We start from the raw sequence: 19016 nt of genomic DNA, 5'->3' as shown, positions 1-19016 counted from the left end.
ACGTCCGGCTGTTGTTTTTCTTACCTTAAACATTGCACTGCTCATGCCATGTTTAAGAAAATTCATTAAAATCAGTGTGTTATATTTTTTCTAATCAGTTCCGCCTGATATGCACATCAATTGTGTTACCCCTGGTGCCGCATACTGGGGCATTTCTTGTGTGGGATGGTAACAACTGGTGCAGAGATGGCTGCCATGATGAGGAAAAGCGCCTGCGAATGGAACTCGCAGGCGCTTAGACCATGGTCGTGTGGAGGCGAAAAAGCAGGCCTGATCAGGCCTGCCGGCTGCGGGCGCTGCGCTTTCTGGGGATGCCCAGGCGTTGCCGGCGTTCCCACAGGCACTTGCGGCTGATGCCGAGTTTCTGGGCCAGTTCGGTTTCGCTCATCTCTGCCTGATGCTCGAGTACGAAGTGTTGGAAGTAGTCCTCCAGCGACAGGTCTTCCTCGTTGATGTCCTCAGCCATCGCCCCGTCACGCATCGTCGCTGCGGGGCTGGCGGTGGGACGAGCCGAGGTCGACACGGGGCGCAGGCCCAGGTCATCGGGATGGATCAGATGGCCTTCGGCAAGGATCACGCCCCGCTCCAGGGCGTTCTCGAGCTCACGGACATTGCCGGGCCAGAGGTAGTCGCGGATCTCGCGGCGTGCGCTGCGCGATAACTTGAGCCCCAGGCGGTCATGGCGGCGGCAGGCGGCTTCGAGCAGCACGTCGGTAATGGTCAGGATATCGTCATCGCGCTCGCGTAGCGGCGGCAGGTCGATCTGCATGACGTTGAGGCGATAGTAGAGGTCGAGGCGAAATTCGCCGGTCTTCGACAGCGCCTGGAGGTCGCGGTGGGTGGCGGCGATCAGGCGCACATCGACGTGACGAGTCTCTACCGAGCCGATCTTGCGGATTTCGCCTTCCTGCAGCACACGCAGCAGCCGGGCCTGGGCATCCAGTGGCAGCTCGCCGATCTCATCCAGAAACAGGGTGCCGCCGTCGGCAGCCTCGACCAGGCCGGTGCGGGCCGCGCTGGCGCCGGTGAAGGCGCCCTTCTCATGGCCGAATAGTTCGGATTCGATCAGGGTCTCGGGAATCGCCGCGCAGTTGACGCAGATCAGCGGCGCCTTGGTGCGCTTGCTCTGGCGGTGAATGGCGCGGGCCACCAGTTCCTTGCCGGTGCCCGACTCCCCTTGGATCAGCACCGTGACGTCGGCCGGAGCGGTCTTGCGGATCCGGGTATAGACCACCTGCATGGCCGGACAGTCGCCGATCATCGATTGAGGTACAGCCTCGCCTGCCTGCTCAGACGCCGGGGGCTCGACGCTATGCTCACGCAGCGCCCGGTCCACGGTCTCGAGCAGCTCGTCATGGTCAAAGGGCTTGGCAATGTAGTCGACCGCGCCTTGTTTCAGGGCATCGACCGCCGAGCGCATGCTGGCGTAGCTGGTCATGATCAGCACCGGCACCGGTGCGGCACGCTCGATCATCGCGGTGCCAGGGTCGCCGGGCAGGCGTAGATCGCTGATCACCAAGGAAAAACCCTGGGGATCCAACGCCTCTGCCTCGGCCACCGAAGCGGCCTCGCTGACCTCGTGGCCATGGCGCTCCAGCAGCCGCTTCAGAGCGCTGCGGATGATGCTTTCGTCTTCAACGATCAGAATCCGGCTCATGGGGGAGCTCGTTGTCCTCTTTGCTCAGTGGCCGCCTGCTGACAGGCAGCCACATGACGATGCGGGTGCCGCTTTCGCGCCCGGTGGGGGGCGATTCGGTTTGGATCCGTCCCTGATGCTCGGCTAGGATGCCATAGACTAGGGCAAGGCCCAGGCCGGTGCCCTCGCCAGGCGCCTTGGTGGTGGTGAAGGGCTCGAAAAGATGATCGCGGACCCTGGCGTCGATGCCCGTGCCGGCGTCGGTCACGCTCCATTCTATGCCATTACGGCCCTCGCCATCCTCAAGGCGCCGGGCGTCGATCTCGATCGCACCACCGGCGGGGCTTGCATCGCGAGCGTTGCCAAGCAGGTTGATCATCACCTGGACCATCCGCTGGACATCAGCCTCCAGCTCGAGGTCGGCGGGGCAATGATTGTGATAGGTCACATCCTGGCCCGTGCGTGCCAACTGAATCAAGTGAAGCGCCTCGTCGGTCAGCTCGCGAGGCTTGGCTGTGGCATAGCGCCCGGTGTTGTCCTGATGGCCGCCGTGGGCGAAGCCGACTAGCGAGCCGACGATGCGCGAGACGCGCTCGGTGAGGCTCTGAATCTGGTCGGCCGTCTCCAGCAGCGCAGGGTCATCGGTGTCATAGCGCAGGTTCTGGGCCAGCGATGAGATACCGGTGATGGGGTTGCCGATTTCATGGGCGACCCCGGCGGACAGTTGGCCGATCGAGGCCAGCCGGGCGGCGTGCACCAGCTCGTCCTCGAGCCACTTCATCTCGCTGTGATCCTCGATCAGGATCACTCGGCCGCCATAGGCGTCGTCATCCGTATCCAGCGTAGCCTGGTGCAGACTCAGATAGCGCGTACTGCCGGCAAGCGTCACCGGCTGTTTGTAGAGGTGGCGCTGGCCGTTGCTGAGCAGCCGGCCGAGTAGTTCGGCCCAGGGCGCCGGCAGGCTGTCTCGGTGGGCGCCGACGACGCGCTCGCCATCGATGCCGGAGAGCGCTGCCAGGGCATCGTTCCACATCAGCAGTTCATCATCGTCGCCGAAGGCGCACAGGCCGATGGGGAGCTGGGTGAGGGTGCGGCGATGGTAGCGGCGCAGGCCGTCGAGCTCTCGGGCCAGGCCAGTGAGGCGCGAACGATAGGCTTCCAGGCGGCTTTCGACGAAGTGAATATCGTCGACTGGCTCTTTTCCCAGCCCTGCCCCGTTGCGACGATAGGGCAGGCAGCGATCGACGATGTCCTGGGCCACCGACGGGCCCATCAGTCCCGAAAGGTTGGCCTGGATACGATCGCGCAGCCGGCGCAGCGCATAGGGGCGGTGCTCCCAGGAGGTCAGCTCGAGCGATGCCAGGGCGCGCTCGACCTCGCGCCCGGCGACATCGGCCCCCAGCGCCGGGGTGAGATGATGCTTGAAGTCTTCGCCGTGGCTGACGCTAAGCGGCAGGCGCTTGGGTCGAATCACCGGGTCCGCGGCACAGGCCTCGGCGGCGGTTCGTTCGCCTTCCGAGGTGCGCGTCAAAAGCGAGACGACAATCAGGATCACCGCGTTGGCAGCCAGCGCCACCAGCGTGACGCTATACCAGGCAGGCGCGCTCGACAGGCTCTCCAGGCCGGGCGGTACCAGCACCCAGGGCGGTAGCTCGGTGACCAGCGGCAGCCACAGGCCCAGCACCCAAAGACCCGTACCCACCAGTAGCCCACTGACCATGCCCTTGCGATTGGCGCCGGGCCAGTAGAGCAGCGCTAACAGCCCCGGCAGGCATTGAGCCATGCCGGAAAAGGAGGCGATGCCGAGGGTGGTCAGGTCATGGGCAAGGCCCAGGGTGCGATAGTAGAGCCAGCCGGAAAGAATCACCGCCACCACCAGCGCCCGCCTAAGCCAGCGCAGCCACCGATATAGGTCGCCCCGGTGATCCGGTGGGTGAGCGACCAGCACCAGATGATTGAGGATCATGCCTGACAGGGCCAGGGCTATGATGATCAGGGTGCCGCTGGCCGCGGCGAGGCCGGCCAGGAAGGCCAGCGCATCGACCCACGGTGAGGCGGACAGGGCGAAGGCCAGATAGGCGCTCTCAAGACCCGGCGGGGCAATGCTGGCGCGCTGAGCGCCCCACAGGATCAGCGGCACCGGCAGGGCCATCAGCAATAGATAAAGCGGCAGACTCCAGCCGGCCTGCAGCAGCGCACGCGAGGAAAGGCGCTCGGCGAAGGTCAGGTGGAACATGTGCGGCATCAGGAAGGCGGCGGCGAAAAATAGCAGTAACAGGGTGCGCCACTGCCCCGCATCGAGCTCGCTGATGCCGGCTTGATGGGTAAGCCCCGGGCCTTCGAGCCAGGCCTGCAGGTCGCTGGGGCCGTCGAAGATCCCGAACAGGGCGATGGCCCCCAGCGCCAGCATGGCGGCGAGCTTGACCAGCGACTCAACGGCGATCACGGCAAGCAGGGTGTCTTGATGGGCGTTGAGGTGGGTGTGACGCGCGCCAAAGACCACCGCGAACACGGCTATCACCAGGCAGAACCCTAGCGCCGCAAGCGCTGGCGACGCCGTGCCCGTGAGCTGCTGGATCGCCTGGCCCAGGGTCTGCACCTGCAGTGCCAGCAGCGGCAACACCGCCATGGCGCTGATCACGGTGACCAGAGTGCCGACCCAGCGCGAGCGGAAGCGGAAGGCAAACAGGTCGGCCAGTGAGGCCAATTGATAGGTGCGGGTCAGGCGTTGGATCGGCAGCAGCAGCACCGGGGCCAGTAGAACGGCGCCGGCCGCCCCCAGGTAGTAGGCCAGGTAGCCATAGCCGACCCGGCCGGCTAGCTCCATGCTGCCATATATCGCCCAGGCGCTGGCATAGACGCCGAGCGCCAGGGTATAGATCGCCGGATGGTGCACGAGGCGCGAGGGGAACCAGCGCCGTTCTACCGCCAGTGCACACAGGAAAAGCAGTGCCAGATAGCCACCGCCTACCAGCAGTAAGGGAGACAGGCCTTCAACCCTCATCCAGGGCCCTCTTTTGCTCCAGCCATAGCGATAGCGCGATCAGCACCCCCCAGATAACGAAAGGGCGATACCAGACGCTATCGGGGCTGGCCCAGCCATTCATCAGCACCGGTGAGAGCAGGTAGCCGACGAAGACCAGCAACAGCATGATGCGATAGACGTACATGGACCTCTCCTTAGGTTGACGCCCGTGGTGCTCGTACTGTTTGGCGAGCCGACTTCGCCGGGCGCCTTAGTCGATCCAACGACCGGGCAACTGGCGTTACTCAGCGTCGGTTATCTCTTCTGGGCTAGGCAGCGGGCCAGTTCGGAGCCACGGATGTACTGCCGGCGGTCAGTCGCGTGGGGTCCCAGGCGGCGATGGCGGCAGCCAGCTGATCCTCGACCGGTGCGGTGGCAAGAGCGGGGGCTGGCGTCTGGTCGAGCGCCGAGACGGCCTGATGCAGCAGCGGGCGGACGCGCTCGTCTTCGGGCAGCGGCCGGGCCAGGTTCTGCTTGGAGAGTTTCTGGCCGTCATCGCCGATCACCAGCGGCAGGTGCAGGTAGCGGGGCTCAGGCAGCCCCAAGGCAGCCTGCAGCTGTCGCTGCCAGGGCGTATTGTCGAGCAGGTCGACGCCGCGCACCACATCGCTGATCGCCTGGTCGGCATCGTCGACCACCACCGCCAACTGATAGGCCCAGAGGGCGTCCTTGCGTTTGAGCACCACGTCGCCGAGGTCGGCCGGGTCCAGGCACTGTCGACCGTAGAGGCGGTCGTGCCAGACCACCGGTCGCAGTCCAAGGTCGCTGCGCAGCCGCCAGGCCAGGGGCGCCTTGGGGTCGCAGGGACCGTCGCGGCACCAGCCGGGATAGGTGGGGTAATCCCGCCACTGCTTGCGCGAGCAGCTGCAGGGATAGGCGAGCCCCGCGTCAGCGAGTTGTTGCAGAGCCGCCGCGTAAGCCCTGTTGCGCGTTCGCTGGTAGCGTATCGGGCCGTCCCAGTGAAGGCCGAAAGCCTCGAGCTGGCGCAGGATGGTATCGCTCGCGCCTTTTGGGCAGCGTGGCGGATCGATGTCTTCTATGCGCACTTCCCAACGGCCTCCTGCCTTGCGGGCATCCAGGTAGCTGCCCAGCGCCGCGACCAACGACCCGAAGTGCAAGGGGCCGGAGGGAGTGGGGGCGAAGCGTCCGCGGTAGTCGTTCATAGCAGGGCTCATCGGAACACGTGGCAAGGGAACTGGAAAGGGGGCGCTCAAAAAGGGGCGCTGGATACGCCGACGGGCACCCGAGGGTGCCCGTCGAAGATGGCCAAGGTGGCCGCGCAGGCCTGGCGGGCAAGCTGCAGTCAGCCGCCGAGCTGCTTTTCCTTGAGTTCGGCCAGAGTCTTGCAATCGACGCACTGAGTCGCAGTGGGGCGCGCCTCGAGGCGGCGAATGCCGATCTCGACGCCGCAGGCTTCACAAAAGCCGTAGTCGTCCTCATCGATCTTGTCGATGGTTTCGTTGATCTTCTTGAGCAGCTTGCGCTCGCGATCTCGGGTACGCAGCTCCAGGTTGAAGCCTTCTTCCTGGGTGGCACGATCCGCCGGGTCCGCGTAGTTGTTGGCGTCTTCCTGCAGGTGGCGCACGGTGCGATCCACTTCTTCCATCAAATCCTTTTTCCAGTCGAGCAGGATCTGCCGGAAGTGCGCTAGCTGCTTGTCGTTCATATACTCTTCACCCGGCGCCGGCTCGTACGGGGTGAATCGCTTGAGTGCTTCCGGGGTTTGTGCTGCTGCTGGCATGTGGCTGCCTCATTACTCGAGTGACTGGGGCCGATACCCGTTCGAAGGGTGCTATCCATCGCGGGCCCAAAACCCAGTGTATTTAGCGAAAAAAAGCCGCGAACGCAACCGTTGTGACACCTTCTTTGCTGTAGAGGCGCTGCGTTAACCGGTTACCATACCGTATTGACCGTGCCGCCTGTTGGCGACGTCCAGTGTTTCTCGCCATCGGTCGCTTATTCTAGCCACTCATCCTGGCCACGAGTGGGGTCGCTTTAGGGAGTCGTCTATGTCGTTCAGTGCCGGGTCGTTCAGTGACAGGCTGGATCGGGTTCAGCCGTTTCGGGTCATGAGCCTGCTCGAGGCTGCCCAGGCTCGCGAGGCGGCGGGTCATGACGTGATTCATCTGGAGATCGGCGAGCCCGATTTTCCGACGCCAGCGCCGGTGATCGCTGCCGGCCAACAGGCGCTGGCAGCGGGCCATACCCGGTATACGCCCGCCGCTGGGCTGCCGGCGCTGCGCGAGGCCATCGCCGGCCACTACGCCGAGCATTTCGGTGCCCGGGTCGACCCTACGCGGATCATCGTCACTCCGGGGGCCTCCGGGGCCCTGCTGCTGGCCAGCCAACTGCTGGTGCAACGCGGCGATCGGGTGCTGATGGCCGATCCGACCTATCCCTGCAATCGGCATTTCATGGCACTGGCCGAGGCCGAGCTGGATACCGTGGCGGTGGGCCCGGACAGCGGCTGGCAACTGGATGACGCACTGATCGAACGCCACTGGCGCGATGAGACCAGGCTCGCGATGCTGGCCACGCCCTCCAACCCCACCGGGCATACCCTGGATGCAGGCCAGCTCGCCGCGGTGGCCGAGACCGTGGCCGCGCGACAGGGGGCGCTACTGGTCGATGAGATCTATCAGGGCCTGACCTATGACGTGGCCCCGGTGTCGGCGACCGCCGTGGCGCCCGAGGCCTACGTGGTCAACAGTTTCTCGAAGTATTTCGGCATGACCGGTTGGCGCCTCGGTTGGCTGGTAGCGCCGGAGAACGCCGTGGAGCCGCTGACGCGACTCGCCCAGAATGTCTTTCTCGCCGCGCCGACCCCCTCCCAGCATGCTGCTCTGGCCGCCTTTACGCCGGAATGCCGCGACGAGCTGGAGCGCCGCCGTCGTGAGCTGCATCGACGCCGCGATGCGCTGCTGGAAGGGCTGGCGGGCCTGGGGCTGGCGCCCGCGTTGCCCCCTCAGGGGGCCTTCTACCTGTGGCTCGATATCAGCCGCTACAGTCAAGATAGTTTGGCCTTCTGCCGTCGCCTGCTGGAGGAAGAGAACGTCGCCATCACTCCGGGCATCGACTTCGCGGTGACCGGTGGCGAGCATCATGTCCGCATCGCCTTTACCGCCGATATTGCGCGTCTCGAAGAGGCCGTGGCGCGTCTCGGACGCTTTCTGGCGCGTCAGTCCGGACCGTCGGTGACGGAGAGGCCCTGATGGACTACCCACGCCTGATGCCCGGCATCCTGATTCGTCGCTACAAGCGCTTTCTTGCCGATGTGCGTCTCGACGACGGTCGCGAGGTGGTGGCGCACTGCCCCAATACCGGCTCGATGCGTGCAGTGAACGTGCCCGGGGCCCGGGTCTGGCTGTCGCCGAGCGACAATCCCAAGCGCAAGCTTGGCTGGACCTGGGAGTTGATCGCGCTGCCACAGCCTGATGGCGGTACGGCGCTGGCCTCGGTGCATACCGGGCGCACCAATGCAATCGTCGAAGAAGCGCTGCGCGCCGGGCGTATCGAACCGTTGGCGGGCCTCACCGAGCTGAAGCGAGAAGTGCGCGTCGAGGGCGCGCGACTCGATTTCCGCTTGGCCGAATCAGGCGCGGACGCCGATAGCGCGGCTTACGTCGAGGCTTATGTCGAAGCTTATGTTGAAGTTAAGCAGGTCACCCTCAGGGAGCCCGACGGCCACGGTTATTTTCCGGACGCGGTCAGCGAGCGTGGCCGTCGACATCTCGAGGTGCTGAGCCGACTGGCGTCTGAAGGCCAGCGCGCGGTATTGCTGTTCTGCGTGACGCATACCGGGATCGACGACGTCGCCCCGGCGGCGCACATCGACTCGGTCTATGCCCAGGCGCTGGGCGAGGCAGTCGCCGCGGGCGTCGAGGTGCTGGCCTATGGCTGTGAGGTCGACTGGCAGGGGGGCGTGCCAGTCGGCATTCGGTTGGCGAGGCCCCTGCCGGTATCACTCACGCGCCAGATGGATGCCGCCCTGGTCGTCGATGCTGAGCGCTAGCGGTTCCAGCGATTCATACTGGCAGGGGCCCGCCACGCACTCGCCGCTCTCCGGCAGAAAGAGGGCGCCATGATGGGCGCACTGGATCAGTTCGCCGCCATCCGCAAGGAAGCGATTGGTGTCGATATCGAGCCGGCTGTCGCGGTGCGGGCAGCGGTTTTCATAGCCATAAAGCCGGCCATGCACCCGTACCAGCAAGCCCGCCCGGCCATCGGGCAGGGCGATGGCCAGGCCGCCGGTGGCGTCGAGGTCGGCAAGGTGGGCAAGAAGGGTGCCGCGCATGGGCGCTCCGGTCGTTTCAGCGGTCGATATAGAAGCGCTGGATGAAACTCACCTTGGCAGGTGACGCATTGCGGTCATAGCGCACGCTCAGATCGAAGCGCATCGGCTCGTCTTCCTGAATGCGGAAGGTCGCCAGATGATAGACGGCACCGTCTTCGCGCACGGTGCGAAAGGTTAGTGGCTGCGATTGGCCGGCCAGGTTGCCGACTCTGCCTTCCACCGAGGCTTGTACCGGGCGAGTGGTGCCGTTCTGCTGTTCCTCGCGCACGCTGACGTTCAGCAGTGCCTGCACTCGGCTGCGCTGGATACCGTTTGCCGCCGCAACCTCCGGCGTCAGGAAACTGGTGTTCACCGCGTTGTAGTGGACCTGGTAGCGGCCAAAGCGTTCGAGCTGTTCGGCCTGGGCCGTTCCCAGGCTCGCGCTGGCAAGCAGCGCAAGGCCAAACAACCAAACCATCCCGCGACTGATAGACCGGCCGTCTGACCGGTGGCGATGCTTCACCATGATGACGTCCCCCTAAGGCAGGGCCTGGTGGCGGTCAGGCGTCGCCTGCACGGCTGACGCGGAAGATCGCCGTTTCACCAAACAGGTTAGGCCATAGCCGCGAGCTCCAGTGTGCCTCGTGCTCGCCGTTGCCAACTGCCTGGTCCGTAATGGTCAGACCCTTGTCGCGGCACAGGCGTTCAAAGTCATTGAAGGTCGACAGATGGATGTTGGGGGTGTCGTACCAAGCATGGGGTAGAGACTTGGATACCGGCATATAGCCCTTGAAGCCCAGATACAGGCGGTGGCGCCAGTAGGCGAAGTTGGGGAAGGTGATGATGCATTCCCCGGCCACCCGGAGCATCTCGTCGAGCATCAGGTCGGGGCGGCGCAAGGCTTGCAGGGCCTGGGTCATGATCACCAGGTCATAGGCGTTGTCGTCGAAATTGGCCAGCCCCTCGTCAAGGTTCTGCTCGATGACGTTGACGCCGCGGGCGACGCAGGCGGTCAGGCCGTCGGGATCGATCTCCAGCCCGTAGCCGGTGACCTGTTTGTCACGGGAGAGGGCGTCGAGCAGGGTGCCGTCGCCGCAGCCCAAGTCGAGTACCCGGGCGCCCTCGGGCACCCAGCCATGAATCAGTTCAAGATCGGCGCGCATTATGAGCCCTCCAACTGCTGGTCTCTGGCCACGCGCGCCATGAAGCCCGCAAACACCGCCTGGTAGCGGGGCTCGGGCAGCAGGAAGGCATCATGGCCGTGGGGGGAGTCGATGTTGGCATAACTGACCGGCTTGTCGGCACGCACCAGGGCGTCGACCAGTTCCCGGGAGCGCCAGGGCGGGAATCGCCAGTCGGTCGAGAAGCTGACCACCAGGAAGGGACACTGTGCCGGAGCCAACGCCGCAGCGAGGTCGCCACCGTGGGGCGCGGCAGGGTCGAAGTAGTCCAGCGCCTTGGTCATCAGCAGGTAGGTGTTGGCGTCGAAGGATTCGGAAAAGGTGTCGCCCTGGTGGCGCAGGTAGGATTCCACCTGGAACTCGACTTCGTAGCCATACCCGAGATCCTGGCGCAGGTCACGGCCGAACTTGGAGCCCATCGCCGTCTCGGAGAGGTAGGTGATGTGGCCGACCATGCGCGCCAGCTTTAGGCCGCGTCTTGGCAGGGTGCCGTGCTCGCCGTACCAACCGTCATGGAAGTCGGGGTCGGAGCGGATCGCCTGGCGCGCGACCTCGTTGAAGGCGATGTTCTGGGCCGAGAGCCGTGGGGTGGCGGCGATGACTGCAGCATGGGCGATGCGTTCCGGGTAGTCCAGCGCCCACTGCATCACCTGCATGCCCCCCAGGCTGCCGCCGACTACCGCGGCGAAGCGTTCGATGCCGAGCCGGTCGGCGAGTCTTGCCTGGCTGTGCACCCAGTCGCTAACCGTCATCATCGGAAAGTCCGGGCCCCAGGGGCGACCGGTTTCAGGGTTGATGCTCAGCGGGCCGGTGCTGCCATGGCAGCCGCCCAGGTTGTTGAGCGAAACGACGAAGAAGCGATTGGTGTCGATGCTCTTGCCGGGGCCGATATGGGCATCCCACCAGCCTGGCTTGCGATCATCTTGATGATGGCGCCCGGCGGCGTGGTGGTGCCCGGACAGGGCATGGCAGATCAGTACCGCATTGGTGCCATCGGCGTTGAGAGTGCCATAGGTCTCGTAGACCAAGGTGTAGCTCGGCAGGGTCTTGCCGCAGGCCAGGGCCAGAGGGTCGTCGAAGTGGGCCGTCTGTGGCGCCACCACGCCGACCGAATCGGAAGCAAGCTCGGGCATGGCGGTTTCAGTGTCCTGTCAGAAGAAAATAAACGCTAGCGGGGCGCTCGGCCCCGCTCACAGTACTGTCAATCACAGCCCTGTCCGTCTTAGTCGCATCATTCACCGCTGCATCGATCACAGCCCCACCAGGGCGCCGGAGACGCCGGCGGCACGGGTCAATGAGCCGACCACCAGATTGTCGAGCAGGCTGATGGAGATGAACACCACGATCGGGGACAGATCGATCATGCCAAGCGGCGGGATCACCTTGCGCACCGGAGCCATGATCGGCTCTACCAGCTGCATGACCAGCAGTGCGCCCGGGTGACTCGCCTGAGGGGCCACCCAACTCAGGATGATCATCACGATCAGGGCGAAGAAGTAGATCTTGAGGATGCCGCTTGCCAGCGCGGCGACCCCGGCGATGGCAATGCCGGCGATTGGCGGCATACCGTAGCCGGCGATCTGCAGGATCAGGATGATGCTGATCACCTTGATCAAGAAGGCTGCCGCCAGGGTGGCCAGGTCGAAGCGTCCCACTGGGCGCAAGAAGCCCTGGAAGGGCTTCACCACCGGCTGGGTCACCTTGACCACCGATTGGCTGATCGGGTTGTAGTAGTCGGCGCGGGAGGCCTGTAGCAGAAAGCGCATCATCAGCATCAGCAGATAGATGTTGATCAGCGTATTGACCAGCAGCAGGCCGGCACTTCCCAATTGACTGCCCATGGGGGCTCCTTGTTTATAAAAGACGGCAACGAACGGCGATGGCAATGGGGTGACGTCAGCGATTCACAGATGGGCGGGCGTGTCGACGCCCGCCTTCACCTTGGCGATTTACTGCTTGCCGAGCTCCTCGCCCATCTCGCGAGCGCGGGCGGCACAGACCTCGGCGGCCTCGAGGAAGATCTGGCGTAGACCGGCCTCTTCGAGGTGGTTCACGGCGCGTTCGGTGGTGCCGTTCGGCGACATCACATTGCGCCTCAGTTGGGCGGGGTCGGCGTCCCCCTGCTGAACCATTCGAGCCGCGCCGAGGCCGGTCTGCACGGCCAAGCGACGGGCGCTTTCAGCCGGCAGGCCGAGCTTGGCCCCGGCTTCTTCCAGCGCTTCGAAGACCAGGTAGAAATAGGCAGGGGCGCTGCCGGCAACGGCGGTCACGGCTTCGAGCAGTACCTCCTCGTCGACCCACTCCACGATACCCACGGCTTCCATCAAGGTGGTGGCAATCGATTTCTGGCTGTCATCGACGAGACGATTGGCATAGAGGCCGCTGGCGCCGGTACCCACCAGCGAGGGCGTGTTGGGCATGCAGCGGATCACCGGTAGGTTCCCGCCCAACCAGCGCTCGAGGGTCTCGGCGGTCAGGCCGGCGGCGACGGAGACGATCAGCGGCTTGCGATCCTGGACGGCATCGCGCATGGCCGCACATACGTCGTGCATGATCTGTGGCTTGACCGCCAGCACCACGACATCTGCAGTGGCCACGGCGGCATTGTTGTCGGTCTCGGTGTGGATGCCGTACCGCTCGCGTAGCGGCGCCAGCATTGCGTCGTCGGGGGAGGTGGCGGTAATCGCCTCGCGGGGGTAGCCGCTCTCGATCATGCCGCCGAAGATGGCGCTGGCCATGTTGCCGGCGCCAATGAAAGTCACGTTGCTCGCCATGCTGGAGTCCTCTTCTGGTGTCTGGTTGGCCGTTTGCCTGACCTGTTAGTCGCCGTGCCTGTTCTGCTCGCGATGTTAGCGTGCCCGTCAGCCTGTCGTTTCTTGGGTGCGACATGCCGTCAGCGGCGTCATCGCCTCAGGCTGCTGGGCGTGGCCGCGCGCCGAATAGCGCCGTGCCCAGCCTCAGCAGGGTCGCACCCTCGGCGACGGCGGCCTCGAGGTCATCGCTCATGCCCATCGACAGGGTGTCGAGCTCGGCCTCGGGGAAGCGTGTCTTGAGTGCCTCGAGGGCCTCGCGCAGCCTGGCGAAAGGGGCTCGCTGCGCGGCGAACCCAGCGCTTGGGGCGGGAATCGCCATCAGTCCGCGCAGGCGCAGACCCGGCAGCGATAGCACCGTCTCCGCCAGCGGCTCGAGGGCCTCGAGGGCGACGCCGGCCTTGCTGGCCTCATCGCTGATATTGACCTGCAGGCAGACGTTTAGCGGCGGCCGGTCGGCAGGGCGCTGCTCGGCCAGGCGTCTGGCGATCTTCTCACGATCGACGCTATGAACCCAGTCGAAGTGCTCGGCGACCTGGCGGGTCTTGTTCGACTGCAGCGGGCCGATGAAATGCCAGATGATATCGTCGAGATCGGTAAGCTCGGCCTGTTTGTCGAGAGCCTCCTGCAGATAGTTTTCGCCGAACTGGCGCTGACCGAGGCCATATGCCTCGCGAATCATCGCCGCGGGCTTGGTTTTGCTGACGGCCAACAGTTCGGTGGCCTGCGGGTCTCGGCCTGCGGCGCTAAGCGCTGCACCGAGCCGCGACTTGGCAGCGGCGAAGGTTTCGGTTAACACAACCTCTGTCATACTGGATCGACCTTACCTGGGAGCAGGAATCTAATGGATATTACCGAACTGCTGGCATTCTCGGCAAAGCAGAACGCATCGGACCTTCACCTTTCCGCCGGCCTGCCGCCGATGATTCGGGTCGATGGTGATATTCGCCGGCTCAACGTGCCTGCCATGGATGATCGTGAAGTGCGTGCCCTGATCTACGACATCATGGGTGACCGCCAGCGCCGCGACTTCGAAGAATTCCTGGAAACGGATTTCTCCTTCGAGGTGCCCGGTGTGGCACGCTTTCGCGTCAACGCGTTTCAGCAGGGCCGCGGCGCCGCAGCGGTAATGCGCACCGTGCCTGCCGAGGTGCTGACCATGGAAGCGCTGGGCATGGGCGATGTCTTCCGCCGTATGGCGCAGCTCCCACGTGGCCTGGTATTGGTCACTGGCCCCACGGGGTCGGGCAAGAGCACCACCCTGGCGGCAATGATCGACTTCATCAACGACACTCGCTACGACCATATCCTGACGATCGAAGATCCAGTTGAATTTGTGCACCGCAGCAAGCGTTGCCTGATCAATCAACGTGAAGTGAGTCGCGATACTCACGGTTTCGGACCGGCGCTGCGCAGTGCACTGCGCGAGGATCCGGACGTGATCCTGGTCGGCGAGCTTCGCGATCTGGACACTATCCGGCTGGCACTGACCGCGGCCGAGACCGGGCACCTGGTGCTGGGCACCCTGCACACCACGTCGGCGGCCAAGACTATCGATCGCATCGTCGACGTCTTTCCGGGGGCGGAGAAGGATATGGTGCGCTCGATGCTTTCGGAGTCGCTGCAGGGCGTGATTTCGCAGGTGCTGCTCAAACGCGCTGGCGGCGGCCGGGTGGCGGCGCACGAGATCCTGGTGGCGACCTCGGCGATTCGCAACCTGATTCGTGAGGATAAGGTGGCCCAGATTTATTCGGCCATTCAGACCGGCGGTAACCTGGGGATGCAGACTCTCGATAGTGCCCTGGCCAAAATGGTCAACGATGGGGTTGTGATGCGCGAAGAGGCGCAGACCGTGGCCAAGGGTGTGTTCGGCTGAGGCCATTGATGAGCCGGTCAGTTGAAGCCCTGATGCACGCTAATGCCCAACAGCTCTGAGCGAGCATAAATAGAGAGCAGGCGGAATATCATGAAAGCGAACGAATGGTTGCAGCAACTGCTCGAGATCATGGTCGATAAGGAAGCCTCGGACCTCCTGATCTCGGTGAATGCTCCACCTACCCTGAAAATGGCTGGGCAGCTTATTCCGCTGGGCGAGCAGGTGTTATCGCCGGCTCAGGTGGCCGAGCTGGTCAAGGCCGCCTTACCGCCGGCCCAGCGTGAACGCTTTGCCTCTGAACAGGAGGCCAACTTTGCCTTGAGCCTTCCTGGACGAGGGCGCTTTCGGGTCAGCGCCTTCCAGCAGCGCAATCAGCCGGCCATGGTGCTGCGGCGGATCTCCTTCGAGATTCCTCGGCTCGAGACGCTGAACTTGCCGGCAACGCTCGGTGAGCTGGCTGGCGCCAAGCGCGGCCTGGTGTTGGTCGTCGGCGGCACCGGCACTGGCAAGTCGACGACCCTAGCGTCGATGATTCAGCAGCGCAACGAGACCCAGGGTGGGCACATCATCAGCATTGAGGACCCGATCGAGTATGTGCACCCGCACAAGAAGGCGATCATCAATCAGCGGGAAGTGGGCATTGATACCGAGTCGTTCGAGGTGGCGCTGAAGAATACGCTACGCCAAGCGCCGGACGTGATCCTGATCGGCGAGATCCGCACCCGCAAGACCATGGAGCATGCGCTGACCTTCGCTGAGACCGGTCATCTGTGCCTGGCGACCCTGCATGCCAATAACGCCAATCAGGCGCTGGATCGGATCATCAACTTCTTCCCCTCGGAGCGCCACGATCAGGTCTGGCTCGACCTGTCGCTGAACCTTAAGGCCATTGTCGCCCAGCAGCTGCTGCCCACCCAGGATCGTGGGCGCCGCGCGGCCATCGAGATCATGCTGCGCTCACCGCTGATCGGCGATTTGATCCGCAAGGGCGAGGTCGCCGAGATCAAGGACATCATGCGCCGCTCCCGGGACCTTGGGATGCAGACCTTCGATCAGGCGCTCTATGAGCTCTACCAGGAGGGTGTGATCAGTGAGGACATCGCCATGGTTCACGCCGACTCTGCCAACGATTTGCGCATGATGATCAAGTTTGGCGACGAGGGCGGGGTGGCCGACGCCCAGGGCGCCGCTCGTCACCTCGAGCTGCGGCGTGGAGATGATTTCTAGCGATGTCTTTATCGGTCCTCAGGGCATGTGCCGGCACACATGGGTGGTGCAGAGGCCGTCGGTGTTTACGGGCAGGGCGGATGGCCGCAACGACTGGGTTAGTGTGAATAGACGCCGCCAAGCACCCGCGGGCCAGCGGCACCGGTGACCGCGGGCAGGTTGCCGGGCAGGCCAGCCAGGCGTCGCCAGGCCAGCCAGGCGAAGGCGCCGGCCTCTAGCCAGTCGGCGCTCCAGCCATCCTGGTCGATGATGCTGATTTCTGTCTGAGGCAGTCGCTGGGCCAGCCGTGCAAGGAGATCGGCATTGCGGGCGCCGCCACCGCAGGGTAGTAGTCGGCGGGGAGGGGGTGCCTGATAGCGGGCCATGGCCTGGGCGATTCCGGAGGCCACGCTTGCTGCGGTCAACTCGGCGAGGGTCGCCTGCACGTCCTGGGGCGACTCATTGCCGGCCAGTCGTGCCTCAAGCCAGGGGAGGTGAAAGGCCTCGCGGCCGGTGCTCTTGGGCGGCAGCATGGTGAAAAAGGGGTCCGCCAGCAGGCGAGAGAGCAGTGGTTCGATGACCCGTCCGCCCGCGGCCCAGGTGCCGTCCCTGTCGACAGGGGTACCCATGTGGCGCTGATGCCAGGCGTCCAGTAGCACGTTAGCCGGGCCGGTATCGAAGCCGACCACCTCGGCGGAACTGGTAACAGGCGGTAGCAGCGTCAGGTTGGCGAAGCCGCCCAGGTTGAGCACCAGCTGCCAGTCGTTGGGGTGGCGAAACAGCGCAGCATGGAAGGCGGGGGCCAGTGGTGCGGCCTGCCCACCGGCGGCAAGATCGCGACGCCGGAAATCGGCGACCACCGGGCAGCCGGTCAGCTCGGCCAGCAGGCTGGGGTTGTCGAGCTGCAGGGTATAGGGGGCGCTTGCGTCCTTGTCAGGATGCCCGAGGGGGGCGTGCTCGATGGTCTGGCCGTGGCTACCAATGGCGGCCACCGCGCTTGCCGGGGTCTTGCTCGCAGCCAGCAGTTCGCTCACGGCGCGGGCCTGCAGGCGGCAGAAGGCGTCTTCGGTGCGGGCCAGGTCGGCAAAGCGCACGGCGTCAGCATGGCAGAGCTCAAGCAAGGTCGCACGCAGGCTCGTAGGCATGGCGACTTCATGAGTGGCCAGCAGGCGCGGCGCCTCCTGCGTTCCATCCGGCCCAGGCTCGCCGCAGGTCACGAGGGCTGCGTCGATGCCGTCGAGGCTGGTTCCCGACATCAATCCAATCAACAGTGGCATGCTTGTCTCCCTGGTGTGTCCGGCGCTCAACCGATTGAGCAAGACATGCTACCATCTGCCCCCATTATCAGGCCTGCTCTAGATGCCAAGGAGCCTTGCCTGGCGATCAACTGCTTTTGAGGGGAGAACGGTAACGATGTCCGACGTCGCTGATGCGCTGGCGCTGCTTGAGCGCGGCACCCATGAGATTCTGCTGGCCGATGAGCTCAAGGAGAAGCTCGCGTCTGGCCGTCCCCTGCGCATCAAGGCCGGCTTCGATCCGACCGCGCCGGATCTGCATCTGGGCCACAGCGTGCTGCTGACCAAGATGCGCCAGTTTCAGGATCTCGGTCATCAGGTGATCTTCCTGATCGGCGACTTCACTGGACGCATCGGCGACCCCACCGGCAAGAATGTCACCCGTAAGCCCCTCACCGAGGAAGAGGTGAAGGCCAATGCCGAGACCTACAAGGCACAGGTCTTCAAGATTCTCGACCCCGCGAAGACCGAGGTACGCTTCAACGCCGAATGGTTCTCCGCGATGAGTGCCGCTGACATGATTGAGCTTGCCGGTCAGAGTACCGTAGCGCGCATGCTCGAACGCGATGACTTCGAAAAGCGCTATCAGGGCGGTCAGTCGATCTCCATCCACGAGTTCCTCTATCCGCTGGTGCAGGGCTATGACTCGGTAGCGCTGGAAGCCGACGTCGAGCTGGGTGGTACCGATCAGAAGTTCAATCTGCTGATGGGCCGCGAGCTGCAGAAGCACTTCGGACAGTCACCGCAGGTGGTGATCACCATGCCGCTGCTGGAAGGGTTGGACGGCGTGCAGAAGATGTCCAAGTCGCTGGGCAACTATGTCGGTGTTGATGATGCGCCAGGCACCATGTTCAACAAGCTGGTGTCGATGCCCGACAGCCTGATGTGGCGCTATTTCGAGCTGCTGTCGCTGAAGTCCAACGAAGACATCGAGGCGCTCAAGCGCGACGTCGAGCAGGGTGCCAATCCGCGCGACATCAAGATGGTGCTGGCGCGCGAGCTGGTCGGTCGCTATCACGGCGAGGACGCGGCGGCCAATGCGCACAAGTCCGCCGGCAACCAGTTAGCCGATGGCGAGCTGCCCGAAGACCTGCCCGAAGTGCACGTCGACTTCGAAGGCAGCGAGCAGGCGCCGATCGCCGCGGTACTTAACCGCTCAGGTCTTGCCAACAACAGCGCCCAGGCTAAAGACATGCTCGGCAACGGTCGCGTCAAGGTCGACGGCGAGGTAGTCGCCCGCGATCACATGCTGGCGACCGGTGCGAGCTATGTGGTTCAGGCTGGCAAGAAACGCTATGCCCGAGTGATCATCGACTAAGCGATCGGCGCTATTGGCTGTTAGTCGCCTCTCTATCAGTCCTTGAAACGCCCGCCCTTGTGCGGGCGTTGTCGTGTCTGGCTCCTCGATTTATCCACACCCGGTCAGCCGCCTTCACCTATCCACAACCTCTTCGTCATCTTTTTGCAAGAAAGGGGTTGTGTGGCCCGTCGATAATCCGTAAAGTACGCATCCGCTGCCGCCGACGGGCAAACGTCGGACGCGGTGAAGGGTGTTGGAAGCACTTGTTTTCGTTAGGGTTTTTCGGTTCGCTTGAGTCGATAAGCATTGACAAAAACGCCGGAAACGGTAGAATGCACCTCCACTCGATCGGCGCTCAACTCGCCGCTGGTTCACCCGGTCATCTACGGTGAGCAACAACAGCAAGGGTTGACA

General features: G+C 64.2%; 17 protein-coding genes and 2 pseudogenes. 5 read left to right on the top strand and 14 right to left on the bottom strand.

Annotated features, from left to right (window positions below):
• Positions 1 to 274: 274 nt before the first annotated feature.
• The 6 genes and pseudogenes from HUS66_RS14745 to dksA all read right to left on the bottom strand — a co-directional run.
• A pseudogene (locus HUS66_RS14745) lies at positions 275 to 1261 on the bottom strand (sigma-54 interaction domain-containing protein); the annotation flags it as partial.
• Positions 1262 to 1393: 132 nt separating this feature from the next.
• Positions 1394 to 1657, bottom strand: a pseudogene (locus HUS66_RS18140) (response regulator); the annotation flags it as partial.
• Positions 1635 to 4640, bottom strand: a complete 3006-nt coding sequence (locus tag HUS66_RS14740) for an ATP-binding protein (protein ID WP_175071850.1) — start codon at positions 4638 to 4640, stop codon at positions 1635 to 1637. The pseudogene HUS66_RS18140 and the gene HUS66_RS14740, both read right to left, overlap by 23 nt.
• Complete coding sequence (locus HUS66_RS14735; RefSeq protein ID WP_175071849.1) at positions 4630 to 4806, bottom strand: hypothetical protein; 177 nt, start codon at positions 4804 to 4806, stop codon at positions 4630 to 4632. The genes HUS66_RS14740 and HUS66_RS14735 overlap by 11 nt, the downstream gene beginning before the upstream one ends.
• A 124-nt stretch (positions 4807 to 4930) precedes the next feature.
• Positions 4931 to 5824 carry a tRNA glutamyl-Q(34) synthetase GluQRS gene (gene gluQRS, locus HUS66_RS14730; RefSeq protein WP_175071847.1) on the bottom strand — a complete coding sequence of 298 codons (894 nt, stop codon included), beginning with the start codon at positions 5822 to 5824 and terminating at the stop codon, positions 4931 to 4933.
• 140 nt (positions 5825 to 5964) lie between these two features.
• The gene (gene dksA / locus HUS66_RS14725; protein WP_112055897.1) at positions 5965 to 6402 is read right to left on the bottom strand and encodes an RNA polymerase-binding protein DksA; all 438 of its coding nucleotides are present in this window, start codon (positions 6400 to 6402) and stop codon (positions 5965 to 5967) included.
• 268 nt (positions 6403 to 6670) lie between these two features.
• On the opposite strand from dksA, the gene HUS66_RS14720 reads away from it, so the two are divergent.
• Both HUS66_RS14720 and sfsA read left to right on the top strand, forming a co-directional pair.
• Entirely contained in the window at positions 6671 to 7873 is a 1203-nt protein-coding gene (locus HUS66_RS14720) for a pyridoxal phosphate-dependent aminotransferase (protein ID WP_175071845.1), read from the top strand.
• Positions 7873 to 8673, top strand: a complete 801-nt coding sequence (sfsA, locus tag HUS66_RS14715) for a DNA/RNA nuclease SfsA (protein WP_175071843.1) — start codon at positions 7873 to 7875, stop codon at positions 8671 to 8673. The genes HUS66_RS14720 and sfsA overlap by 1 nt, the downstream gene beginning before the upstream one ends.
• Here the strand turns inward: sfsA and HUS66_RS14710 are convergent.
• From HUS66_RS14710 to HUS66_RS14680, 7 genes are all read right to left on the bottom strand, one after another.
• Entirely contained in the window at positions 8623 to 8955 is a 333-nt protein-coding gene (locus HUS66_RS14710) for a Rieske (2Fe-2S) protein (RefSeq protein WP_175071841.1), read from the bottom strand. The two genes, sfsA and HUS66_RS14710, sit on opposite strands and share 51 nt — an antisense overlap.
• Positions 8956 to 8971: 16 nt before the next feature.
• Positions 8972 to 9412, bottom strand: a complete 441-nt coding sequence (locus HUS66_RS14705; protein ID WP_175071839.1) for a DUF4426 domain-containing protein — start codon at positions 9410 to 9412, stop codon at positions 8972 to 8974.
• 82 nt (positions 9413 to 9494) lie between these two features.
• On the bottom strand, positions 9495 to 10097 hold the full coding sequence (gene metW / locus HUS66_RS14700; RefSeq protein WP_175071838.1) for a methionine biosynthesis protein MetW: 603 nt from the start codon (positions 10095 to 10097) through the stop codon (positions 9495 to 9497).
• A complete protein-coding gene (gene metX / locus HUS66_RS14695) occupies positions 10097 to 11248 on the bottom strand; it encodes a homoserine O-succinyltransferase MetX (RefSeq protein ID WP_175071836.1) in 1152 nt (383 codons plus the stop codon). The genes metW and metX overlap by 1 nt, the downstream gene beginning before the upstream one ends.
• A gap of 117 nt (positions 11249 to 11365) precedes the next feature.
• Positions 11366 to 11956: a YggT family protein gene (locus tag HUS66_RS14690; protein WP_175071834.1), complete on the bottom strand. Its 591-nt coding sequence runs from the start codon at positions 11954 to 11956 to the stop codon at positions 11366 to 11368.
• Positions 11957 to 12064: 108 nt separating this feature from the next.
• A complete protein-coding gene (proC, locus tag HUS66_RS14685) occupies positions 12065 to 12889 on the bottom strand; it encodes a pyrroline-5-carboxylate reductase (protein WP_175071832.1) in 825 nt (274 codons plus the stop codon).
• Positions 12890 to 13025: 136 nt separating this feature from the next.
• Positions 13026 to 13736, bottom strand: a complete 711-nt coding sequence (locus HUS66_RS14680) for a YggS family pyridoxal phosphate-dependent enzyme (RefSeq protein WP_175071830.1) — start codon at positions 13734 to 13736, stop codon at positions 13026 to 13028.
• 33 nt (positions 13737 to 13769) lie between these two features.
• On the opposite strand from HUS66_RS14680, the gene HUS66_RS14675 reads away from it, so the two are divergent.
• Both HUS66_RS14675 and HUS66_RS14670 read left to right on the top strand, forming a co-directional pair.
• The gene (locus tag HUS66_RS14675) at positions 13770 to 14801 is read left to right on the top strand and encodes a type IV pilus twitching motility protein PilT (RefSeq protein ID WP_175071828.1); all 1032 of its coding nucleotides are present in this window, start codon (positions 13770 to 13772) and stop codon (positions 14799 to 14801) included.
• 90 nt (positions 14802 to 14891) lie between these two features.
• Complete coding sequence (locus HUS66_RS14670; protein WP_175071826.1) at positions 14892 to 16028, top strand: PilT/PilU family type 4a pilus ATPase; 1137 nt, start codon at positions 14892 to 14894, stop codon at positions 16026 to 16028.
• Positions 16029 to 16126: 98 nt separating this feature from the next.
• Here HUS66_RS14670 and HUS66_RS14665 read toward each other — a convergent pair whose 3' ends face one another.
• Entirely contained in the window at positions 16127 to 17284 is a 1158-nt protein-coding gene (locus tag HUS66_RS14665) for an anhydro-N-acetylmuramic acid kinase (RefSeq protein ID WP_175071824.1), read from the bottom strand.
• A 136-nt stretch (positions 17285 to 17420) separates the two neighbouring features.
• Here HUS66_RS14665 and tyrS point away from each other — a divergent pair, with 136 nt between their 5' ends.
• Positions 17421 to 18620: a tyrosine--tRNA ligase gene (tyrS, locus tag HUS66_RS14660; protein ID WP_175071822.1), complete on the top strand. Its 1200-nt coding sequence runs from the start codon at positions 17421 to 17423 to the stop codon at positions 18618 to 18620.
• Positions 18621 to 19016 lie beyond the last annotated feature (396 nt).

This window comes from Onishia taeanensis, from assembly GCF_013349955.1.
GTDB classification, from domain to species: domain Bacteria; phylum Pseudomonadota; class Gammaproteobacteria; order Pseudomonadales; family Halomonadaceae; genus Onishia; species Onishia taeanensis_B.
This window is presented reverse-complemented; position numbering and strand designations above follow the sequence as displayed.

Bases quoted from the DNA above. Each gene is read 5' to 3' on its own strand.
- HUS66_RS14740 (WP_175071850.1), bottom strand. From the start codon at position 4,640: ATGAGGGTTGAAGGCCTGTCTCCCTTACTGCTGGTAGGCGGTGGCTAT.
- HUS66_RS14735 (WP_175071849.1), bottom strand. From the start codon at position 4,806: ATGTACGTCTATCGCATCATGCTGTTGCTGGTCTTCGTCGGCTACCTG.
- gluQRS (WP_175071847.1), bottom strand. From the start codon at position 5,824: ATGAACGACTACCGCGGACGCTTCGCCCCCACTCCCTCCGGCCCCTTG.
- dksA (WP_112055897.1), bottom strand. From the start codon at position 6,402: ATGCCAGCAGCAGCACAAACCCCGGAAGCACTCAAGCGATTCACCCCG.
- HUS66_RS14720 (WP_175071845.1), top strand. From the start codon at position 6,671: ATGTCGTTCAGTGCCGGGTCGTTCAGTGACAGGCTGGATCGGGTTCAG.
- sfsA (WP_175071843.1), top strand. From the start codon at position 7,873: ATGGACTACCCACGCCTGATGCCCGGCATCCTGATTCGTCGCTACAAG.
- HUS66_RS14710 (WP_175071841.1), bottom strand. From the start codon at position 8,955: ATGCGCGGCACCCTTCTTGCCCACCTTGCCGACCTCGACGCCACCGGC.
- HUS66_RS14705 (WP_175071839.1), bottom strand. From the start codon at position 9,412: ATGGTTTGGTTGTTTGGCCTTGCGCTGCTTGCCAGCGCGAGCCTGGGA.
- metW (WP_175071838.1), bottom strand. From the start codon at position 10,097: ATGCGCGCCGATCTTGAACTGATTCATGGCTGGGTGCCCGAGGGCGCC.
- metX (WP_175071836.1), bottom strand. From the start codon at position 11,248: ATGCCCGAGCTTGCTTCCGATTCGGTCGGCGTGGTGGCGCCACAGACG.
- HUS66_RS14690 (WP_175071834.1), bottom strand. From the start codon at position 11,956: ATGGGCAGTCAATTGGGAAGTGCCGGCCTGCTGCTGGTCAATACGCTG.
- proC (WP_175071832.1), bottom strand. From the start codon at position 12,889: ATGGCGAGCAACGTGACTTTCATTGGCGCCGGCAACATGGCCAGCGCC.
- HUS66_RS14680 (WP_175071830.1), bottom strand. From the start codon at position 13,736: ATGACAGAGGTTGTGTTAACCGAAACCTTCGCCGCTGCCAAGTCGCGG.
- HUS66_RS14675 (WP_175071828.1), top strand. From the start codon at position 13,770: ATGGATATTACCGAACTGCTGGCATTCTCGGCAAAGCAGAACGCATCG.
- HUS66_RS14670 (WP_175071826.1), top strand. From the start codon at position 14,892: ATGAAAGCGAACGAATGGTTGCAGCAACTGCTCGAGATCATGGTCGAT.
- HUS66_RS14665 (WP_175071824.1), bottom strand. From the start codon at position 17,284: ATGCCACTGTTGATTGGATTGATGTCGGGAACCAGCCTCGACGGCATC.
- tyrS (WP_175071822.1), top strand. From the start codon at position 17,421: ATGTCCGACGTCGCTGATGCGCTGGCGCTGCTTGAGCGCGGCACCCAT.